The sequence below is a fragment of the Desulfobulbaceae bacterium genome (genome assembly GCA_015231515.1).
Classification (GTDB): Bacteria; Desulfobacterota; Desulfobulbia; order Desulfobulbales; family VMSU01; genus JADGBM01.
The window spans coordinates 1-8,522 of sequence record JADGBM010000121.1 but is presented as its reverse complement, the minus strand read 5'-3'; the positions used below and the strand labels follow the sequence as shown (position 1 = coordinate 8,522).

Genomic DNA, 8,522 nt, shown 5'->3' with positions numbered 1-8,522 from the left:
TGGGCGAAACAATTAACTTATCAGGCATACTTATGATTGCAGATAAAAACAGAAAAATTCTCTTAGTCGAAGACGCAAAATCAATGCGCAAGATCGAAATACGCATTTTGAAATCCATCGGCTATGACAATATTATAGAAGCAAATGACGGGGCAGAAGCAGTTGAAATACTCAACAATACAGATCAAATTGACCTGATCATTAGTGATTGGAATATGCCCAATATGGGAGGATACGATCTTCTTGTCTGGGTGAGAGAAAATGAGACACACGCAAAAACTCCTTTTATCATGGCAACTGCCCAGGCTGATAAAGAGCAGGCGTATAAAGCGGAAGATGCGGGATGCAACGGGTTTATCCCCAAGCCTTTTACTGCAGAGGAACTGGAAAAAACAATTAATGAAGTTTTCAATAAAGATGCGGTTGGCACAGAAGACAAGGAACTCGGCCCACAACGAGGCGCTTCGGGGAAAGTTAAATTACGAGTTGCCCATATTCAGATTACAGACCATCTAATTTTAGGCATTGTTAACCGCTGGATCATGCAAGGCGATATTGTGCCGAAACATTTCGAGTTAGAGACACACTGTATGGCAGGCTGGAATCCGGTTGAAAAAGCCCTTGAGACGGGTGAAGTCGACGCAGCATTTGTACTGGCGCCCATTGCGATGGATCTCTTCCATTTTGGCGTCCCAATAAAGATGGTCCTTCTTGCCCATCGAAACGGTAGCATATTCGTTCGTAACAAACAGGGTGATTATCAGGAACCCTATCAGAATTTTTTCAAGCAAAAGTCAGTGCTTATTCCACATAAGATGTCTGTTCACCATATGCTTACCCATATGTTTTTCAGCCCCCTTAACCTAAAAGCAAGCTTAGACAAAGGCGATGATATTGACATTAATCTTGAGGTTGTTGCCCCAATTAATATGCCTTCCTTCATGAAAGAAAATAACGATGTTGGCGGTTTTGTCGTTGCGGAACCAATTGGCTCTAAATCCATAGCACTAGGAATAAGTAAAAAGTTGTTTCTTTCAAGTGAGATTTGGGAAAACCACCCCTGCTGTGTCGTGGCGGTTCGTGATGATTTTAGCGAGCCATACTCTGAAGCGGTTCAGGAGCTTGTTGACTACTTGGTTGCTGCCGGAAAATTTATTGCTGAACAAAGTACGATGGCGGCTTTTTACGCGCTCAGGTTTCTTGATCCAGATAAAAAACTTGGCCTTAAGCTGCCAGTCTTAAAAAAAGTTCTTGATGATCCCCTTGGTATCAATACTGATAACCTGTATCCTGTTAAAGATGACATTGATCGAATGCAACAATACATGCATGACACTATGGGGATAGGTCATATAATCGATCTTGACAGCTTTATAAACACACAATATGCGAAAATTGCCTGCCATGAAATACAAGATTAGTCTTGCCACGTTTTTTAATCTTACCACGGCCATTATGATATTGGTCGTGACGATATTTCTCGTTTATCACAACAGAAATGATGCCAGGGAGCGGGCGCTGGAGGAGGCGAAGGCAAAGGCTGAAATCATTTTAGACCGAAATCTTGCCATACACACATATTTTGCCAAACAACTCAAACCATCTGTCTTTAAGTTGACTGATCAATATCGTTCTAATGATTATTTCGACACAAGGTGGATGTCCTCAACATATGCTGTTCGTGAGATAGATAAATACTCTCAGTCATCAAAATTAAACGGCTTTTACTATAAAGAGTGTGCAATAAATGCACGAAGCCCTGAAAATGAGGCTGACATCTTTGAGAAGGCTTTTCTCCAGGAGTTAAACAACAAACCGGAGTTGAATGAAAAATCACTCATTCGCAAGTTTGGAGACAAAGAGTTTCTTGTGTATCTCAAGAGAGGTGAGGCAATGGATGAAGCGTGTCTTCGATGCCATAGTGTTCCCTCAGAGGCACCAGCAGGTTTAGTTGAATTTTATGGCCCGGAACGTAGCTTTGGCCGGAATGTCGGTGAAGTTGTCTCTGCAATTTCTATTAAAATTCCACTTTCAGAAGCTTACGCTAAAGCTGATAAGCACTCTCTGTACACCTCAATGATTATGCTGCTGTCGCTATTGTTTTTCCTGTTGGTCCAGTCCCTGACCTTCAATTTTTTTGTTTATCAGCCATTGCAGAAACTTAGAGGGATGGCCCGTAAAATCAGCAATGGGGAAGAAGAGGTAGGTGTGAAAATCAAAATACCTTTCCTTAAAGATTTATCTGAGTTGGCAGATGCCTTCAACATAATGTCGTGCAAACTGAAGCTCAAAACCGACAATCTTGAAAATCTAGTTGATGAACGTACCGCCAAGTTAAAAGAAGCGAACACAAAATATCTATCATTGTTTAATGAGATGCTTGATGGATTTGCTCTGCATGAGATACTTTGCGACACCTCAGGCACACCTGTTGACTATCGATTTTTAGCAGTAAATCCAGCTTTTGAAGAACAAACAGGCCTAAAGGCTGCAGATATAATTGGCAAGACCGTTCTTGAGGTTCTACCGAGCACCGAAAAACTATGGATTGAAACCTATGGCAAAGTTGCCTTAACGGGAGAACACATCTCCTTTGTCAATTATGCACACGAGCTTAATAAACATTTTGCCGTGACGGCGTACTGTCCGACTAAAAATCAATTTGCCTGCATCTTTAAAGATGTTACCGATGCCAGGCGCATTGAGTATGAACGAGAATTAAATGAATCGAGACTTCAATCTCTACTGTCTCTTTATGAAAAGAAGTCTTTACCAGAGAAAGACCTTCTTGATTATGCCCTTGAAGAGGCTGTGCGTATGACCCAAAGTGAATGTGGGTATCTTCATTTCATTGATGACGACCAAACACATATCTCTTTAAACTCATGGTCAAGAGATACACTTAAACTATGCACCGCTCAAAAAACACCGCACTACCCGCTTGACAGAGCAGGAATCTGGGCCGATTGCGTACGGGCAGGAAAGACTGTTATACATAACGACTACCCCAATCATCCAGAAAAAAAAGGCTATCCTGATGGGCACTTTCCAATCAGGAGGCATATGAGTGTACCTATTTTTGACAATGATAAAATCACTGCAATAATTGGTGTAGGCAATAAGACAGAACCCTACAACGATGCCGACACCCGACAGATCCAGCTTTATTTCGCCAGCACCTGGGATGCTGTTAAACAAAAACGATTTGCAGAAGAAAAAAGCAAGCTTGAAGCAAGGCTCATCCAAGCTCAGAAACTGGAAGCCATCGGCACACTTGCCGGTGGCATTGCCCATGATTTCAATAATATTCTCGGAGTGATTATTGGCTATGCCAGTATGGCAAAAGAAGATGCACCTGCTGGAACAAGCTATCAAAAGGACCTTGAGAAAATCTCTACAGCAGCCGACCGTGCCAAGAACTTAGTAAAGCAGATCCTAGCCTTCAGCCGACAGGCCCAGGCTGTCAATATGCCGTTAAGTATAAAGCCGCTTATTAAAGAGGGGCTGACAATGCTTCGCTCTTCAATTCCCTCCACAATTAGCATAACCACAGACATTGATCCAAACTGTGGAGTTATCCTGGCTGACCCAACCCAGATACATCAGATCTTGATGAATTTGTGTACGAATGCCTATCATGCCATGGAAGATACCGGCGGAGAACTTTCAGTTTCTTTAAAGAACACCTTGATCGACACAGATGATCAAGCTAAACTTTTACAGCTCGAACTTGGTGAATATGTTAAACTTACCGTGTCCGATACCGGTATCGGCATCGGAGGTGACGTGATTGACAAAATATTTGACCCGTTTTTTACAACCAAGGAAATTGGCAAAGGTACAGGAATGGGTCTATCAATTATCCACGGAATAATGAAAGGATACAAAGGCGCAATCACAGTTGAAAGCCGGCGAGGTAAAGGCTCAACCTTCCACGCCTACTTTCCAACAATTCAAAAGGACGCAATACCAGAAATACTAGAATCTCAATACCTGCCTAAAGGTAATGAACGAATACTCTTAATTGATGATGAGGAACTTCTTGCTGAGATGGGCAAAGATGTGCTCGAAAGGTTGGGCTACCATGTTACCGTTAGACATAGCAGTATCGAAGCATTAACAACTTTCCAAAATACACCGGACACATTTGACCTGATTATAACCGACCAGACCATGCCGGAGATGACCGGTTCAGACCTTGCCCGTCGAATGTTGCAGCTTCGATGGGATATTCCGATTATTCTCTGTACTGGTTTCAGCAACCAGATCGATGAAGATTCGGCAAAGGCTCTTGGAATAAAAGAGTTTGCCCTGAAACCCCTCTCCAAAGAGGTCATTGCCAAGCTGGTCAGGAAGGTGCTTGATGCCTCCTGCTAACCGTAACATAGAGATAGTTAGGTGAAATTCTGATGAGAACACTTATTGTTGATGATGATTTAATGTCCCGCCTTGTCCTTATTGAGTTTCTTATGGATTATGGGAAAACAGATGTGGCGGTTGATGGCGTAGAAGCAATTGTGGCTTATAAGACGGAATTACAGGCAGAGGACCCGTACAACTTGATTCTTCTTGATATTATGATGCCCAATATGGATGGGATTGAAGCGCTCAGCAAAATAAGAAAGATAGAAGATGAGCAGAATATTACCCTGGAAAATAAGGCCAAAATAATAATGGTTACCGCTTTGCATGATGAAAAAACAATAGCAAGAGCAATAGCAGCTAACTGTAACGCCTACCTCACAAAGCCAGTAAGTCCGAAGGAGCTATACAGCAAACTTGCTGAGTTTAAGCTGATCGATTAGTCGAGCTCATGCGCGTGGGCACAAACACCGTCCCCACTTCTGGAGGCTTTTTAAGTAAAATACTAGATACTGTTTTTCGGAGGATCAAATGAGTAGAAACCTGTTGTTCTTTAAGACCCTACTAGCTGGGATTTTTATCCCAGTCATCGTATGCTTTATCATTGTAACTGGCGTCATCAGTGCCCCCCCCGTTTCTCAGGCTCAGGGCTTGAAAGCAGCAATCTTTGACATTGCACCATGGGGTTATCTTGACAAAGACGGTAAGATTGGCGGCATTGAGTTTGAGATAATTAAAGCCATTTCCAATGAGATGGGCGAGGAAATAGACATTCAACTTGTGCCTTATAAGAGGATGATTGAAAATCTGGAAACGGGTGTTGCCGATTTTGCTATTTTTTATCGAAGTAAGACGAGCGAAAAGTCAGGCGAACCTATCGCCAAATGGGGAAAACTTGACATTATCGTTGTTGGTCTTTCCGGGACAGAGATCCACTCATACGAAGACCTTAAGCCACTGGAAATAGGAGTGCGTTTAGGTGGATCCTTTGAACCCCGTTTTGATGATGACACCACCCTGAAAAAATTTTCCGTTGATAATTATAACCATGGCATAAAACTACTGATGGCCAAAAGGCTTGATGCTGTGATTGGGACTGCGGCTACCCTGTATTATGAACTCCAAAAACAGGGGGTCGAGCTCAACCAGATTGGCGAACCTTTTTTTATTAATTCGACCGAAGACTGGCTCCACTTTTCAAGAAAGTCAACAAATCAGGATAAAAAAGAAAAGCTCATACAGGCAACAAACGCCCTTGTCCAGAACGGCACCTTCGATCAAATTTTCTCAAAATATCTCCCAGAAAAATGGAATCATTTTTAACAGAGCAAATGCCTCATACCACACACAATCGAAAAAATATGGCTAGCCAACACCCCCCGCACAATAAAGGAACCTTAGCCAGACAAATCACGGTACCCCTTATCGGCTTGGTGGTACTTTTCTCAATTCTTGCCATAGGTCTCACGTATCTATACCTTTCCCATAGTTCGCAAGCGGCGCTGGAAGCAAAAGCCGAAGAGTTTGTCATAATTCTCAATGAGAGCTTGGAAGTCCCGATTTGGAAATTAGATACCAGTACAATCAAAAAAATAGGCAATGTTATTGGCCATAATGAACAGGTTGCGTACCTGAAAATATCTGACACCAAAGGGGATACTCTTTTTGAGTATGGAGATCCGACAAGCCATGGTTTCATAAGAAAATCATTCAGCATTTTCCATAAAAAGCTGGAAATAGCTCAGGTTGATTTATATTTAAGTTCTGTTTTACAAAAAAGAGAAAATACTAATGTCATTATGTCATCCATCTTCTTAGTATTGGTTGTAGCATTAGGGCTAATGATAAGTACTAAGCTATTGCTGGAAAAAATGTTGCAGTCTCCCCTTGATTATCTACTCCGGCGTATCGGCTACATAAGCTCAGGAGACTATAGAGAAGAAAGTAAAGATTTCCCACAAAAAGAATTTGCCGTCATTGTAGAAAAATTTGACGACATGGCGAGAAAGATACAATTGCGTGAAAACTCACTGACTGAAATGAACAAGGAGCTTGAGAGGCAGTTTAATGAGATAAAAATAGCTGAAAAGCAGAAGGCCGACTTGGAGGTAAAGCTCAGGCAGGCTTATAAGATGGAAGCGATAGGCACCCTCGCTGGGGGCATTGCCCATGATTTCAATAATCTTCTTGGGGCAATTCTTGGTTATTCTGAGATGGCTCGTGATGATGCACCTCAGGGTTCTTCCATAGCCAGGGACCTTGACAAGGTCCTAATTGCCAGTCACAGGGCAAAAGAGTTGGTTAAGCAAATTCTTACCTTCAGTCGCCAGTCTCAAGTTGATCTCATTCCCATTGCCATCCAACCAATCATAAAAGAATCGCTGAAGATGCTCCGGTCATCGATTCCAACAACTATAGAGATCAGAGATGATATTGATTCAGAATGTGGCAATGTTTTGGCCGACCCGACCCAGATTCATCAAATTCTAATGAATCTCTGTACCAATGCCTACCATGCCATGGAAGAGAAAGGTGGAACACTGTCCATAGCTTTGAAATCAGCTTCGATTGAGTCTGTTGCGGAGCTGAAAACTTCTCATGGAAATTCAGGCGAATATATTGAGCTGGTTGTCGCTGACACGGGGAGTGGTATTGGCCCTGATGTGATTAATAAAATCTTTGATCCGTATTTCACCACAAAAGAAGTTGGCAGGGGAACGGGTATGGGCTTGGCAATTATTCATGGCATAGTCAATGAGTACGGGGGTGACATTAAAGTTGAAAGTATTCTGGGAAAAGGCACCACATTTCATGTCTTTTTTCCGGTCTCTGACGGTGACGTTAAAGAAGCTGAAGAGATGTCTGAAACTATTCCGCAAGGTGAAGGGCATATCCTCTTTGTTGATGATGAGGATATTCTAGCTGAAATGGGCAAGGAGATGCTCGAGAGACTCGGATATGATGTTACGGTCAAAATGTCTAGTCTTGAAGCTCTGGAGGTTTTTCAAAATTCTCCGGACAGCTTTGACGTCATCATTACCGATCAAACTATGCCTGGAATGACAGGTTCTGATCTAGCTAGAAGGATTCTGCAAATCAGACCACACATGCCTATAATCCTCTGCACGGGTTATAGCACTCTCATTGATGAGAAAAGTGCTAAATTTATCGGCATAAGAGAGTTTGCCAATAAACCACTCTCTAAAATAACCATAGCTCAACTGCTTCGTAAGGTGCTTGCCCCATAAGATATCTCTGCTCAGTGATAGTTACGTTGGATAAGATAAGACCATCCACATAATTTATGAAAGAGGACGTGTTATGAAAACTGCCAAGACGTGTATTTTATCTCTTTTTGTTTTTGTTTCACAACTAGTGATTCACTCCCCAGTAACTGCCAGCGAGAAAACTTATATAATAAGTTATAGCTCCGGCACGCGTTTTCATGAACTGGTCAGGGACCGTACCAAAGCTGTCTACGATAAAGCAGGCATTAAAGCTCAATTTGTTGTCATGCCACATAAGCGCTCACTCTCCAGTGCCAATGAAGGAACTTCAGACGGTGATGTTGGTCGAGTTCCTTCAGTGCTGGAACGCTACCCAAACCTGAGGCGGGTTAATGTGAAGCTAATGGATCTTAACGGTGCAGTCTATACGGTAAGACATGACATTACCTCCTACAATGATGCCATCTTGAAGCAGTACAAGGTCGGTCATATTAACGGTGTGCAGTGGACTGAGGAAAAGATGAAAGGTCTTGAGGCGACAAAAGTTGACAATTACACGATACTCTTTGAGATGCTTCTCCAGGGAAGAATCGATATTGCCTTGGCAACTGATATCAGTGCTGAGGAAACTTTGGCTGGCATGGGAGAAAAGGGCTCAGAAATTCACAAGCTTAATCCTTTTGTTTTTTCAAAACCGATACATCATTATGTCAACAAGAAGAACGAGAGCATTATTCCCCAACTTGAGAGAGCTGCCCGAGCCCTCCATGAAGAAGGCTACTGGAAAGAATAAATCTGTATAGAAATATTTAGATAGTGATAACTCAACTTTCCGGGTTAATGTATTGTATGCACTTAATGGTATTTTTCGTAGGTTGGATTACATTTCAATGGCCACCGGAATTGTTGGGTTTGAGGAAATACAGACTATTT

Annotated in this window: 6 protein-coding genes; all 6 read left to right on the top strand. The window is 42.2% G+C overall.

Annotated features, from left to right (window positions below; genetic code table 11):
* Positions 1-32 precede the first annotated feature (32 nt).
* The 6 genes from HQK80_13975 (at position 33) to HQK80_13950 (ending at position 8,382) form a co-directional block, all read left to right on the top strand.
* Positions 33-1,421, top strand: a complete 1,389-nt coding sequence (locus tag HQK80_13975; GenBank protein ID MBF0223309.1) for an ABC transporter substrate-binding protein — start codon at positions 33-35, stop codon at positions 1,419-1,421.
* The gene (locus tag HQK80_13970; GenBank protein ID MBF0223308.1) at positions 1,405-4,377 is read left to right on the top strand and encodes a DUF3365 domain-containing protein; all 2,973 of its coding nucleotides are present in this window, start codon (positions 1,405-1,407) and stop codon (positions 4,375-4,377) included. Before HQK80_13975 ends, HQK80_13970 begins: the two co-directional genes overlap by 17 nt.
* Before the next feature lie 32 nt (positions 4,378-4,409).
* Entirely contained in the window at positions 4,410-4,805 is a 396-nt protein-coding gene (locus tag HQK80_13965; protein MBF0223307.1) for a response regulator, read from the top strand.
* Positions 4,806-4,893: 88 nt separating this feature from the next.
* Positions 4,894-5,685: a transporter substrate-binding domain-containing protein gene (locus HQK80_13960; protein MBF0223306.1), complete on the top strand. Its 792-nt coding sequence runs from the start codon at positions 4,894-4,896 to the stop codon at positions 5,683-5,685.
* A complete protein-coding gene (locus HQK80_13955; protein ID MBF0223305.1) occupies positions 5,670-7,610 on the top strand; it encodes a response regulator in 1,941 nt (646 codons plus the stop codon). Before HQK80_13960 ends, HQK80_13955 begins: the two co-directional genes overlap by 16 nt.
* Positions 7,611-7,683: 73 nt before the next feature.
* On the top strand, positions 7,684-8,382 hold the full coding sequence (locus HQK80_13950; GenBank protein MBF0223304.1) for a transporter substrate-binding domain-containing protein: 699 nt from the start codon (positions 7,684-7,686) through the stop codon (positions 8,380-8,382).
* Positions 8,383-8,522 lie beyond the last annotated feature (140 nt).

Excerpts from the sequence above, each read along its gene's own strand:
- HQK80_13975 (MBF0223309.1), top strand. The coding sequence starts at position 33 with ATGATTGCAGATAAAAACAGAAAAATTCTCTTAGTCGAAGACGCAAAA.
- HQK80_13970 (MBF0223308.1), top strand. The coding sequence starts at position 1,405 with ATGAAATACAAGATTAGTCTTGCCACGTTTTTTAATCTTACCACGGCC.
- HQK80_13965 (MBF0223307.1), top strand. The coding sequence starts at position 4,410 with ATGAGAACACTTATTGTTGATGATGATTTAATGTCCCGCCTTGTCCTT.
- HQK80_13960 (MBF0223306.1), top strand. The coding sequence starts at position 4,894 with ATGAGTAGAAACCTGTTGTTCTTTAAGACCCTACTAGCTGGGATTTTT.
- HQK80_13955 (MBF0223305.1), top strand. The coding sequence starts at position 5,670 with ATGGAATCATTTTTAACAGAGCAAATGCCTCATACCACACACAATCGA.
- HQK80_13950 (MBF0223304.1), top strand. The coding sequence starts at position 7,684 with ATGAAAACTGCCAAGACGTGTATTTTATCTCTTTTTGTTTTTGTTTCA.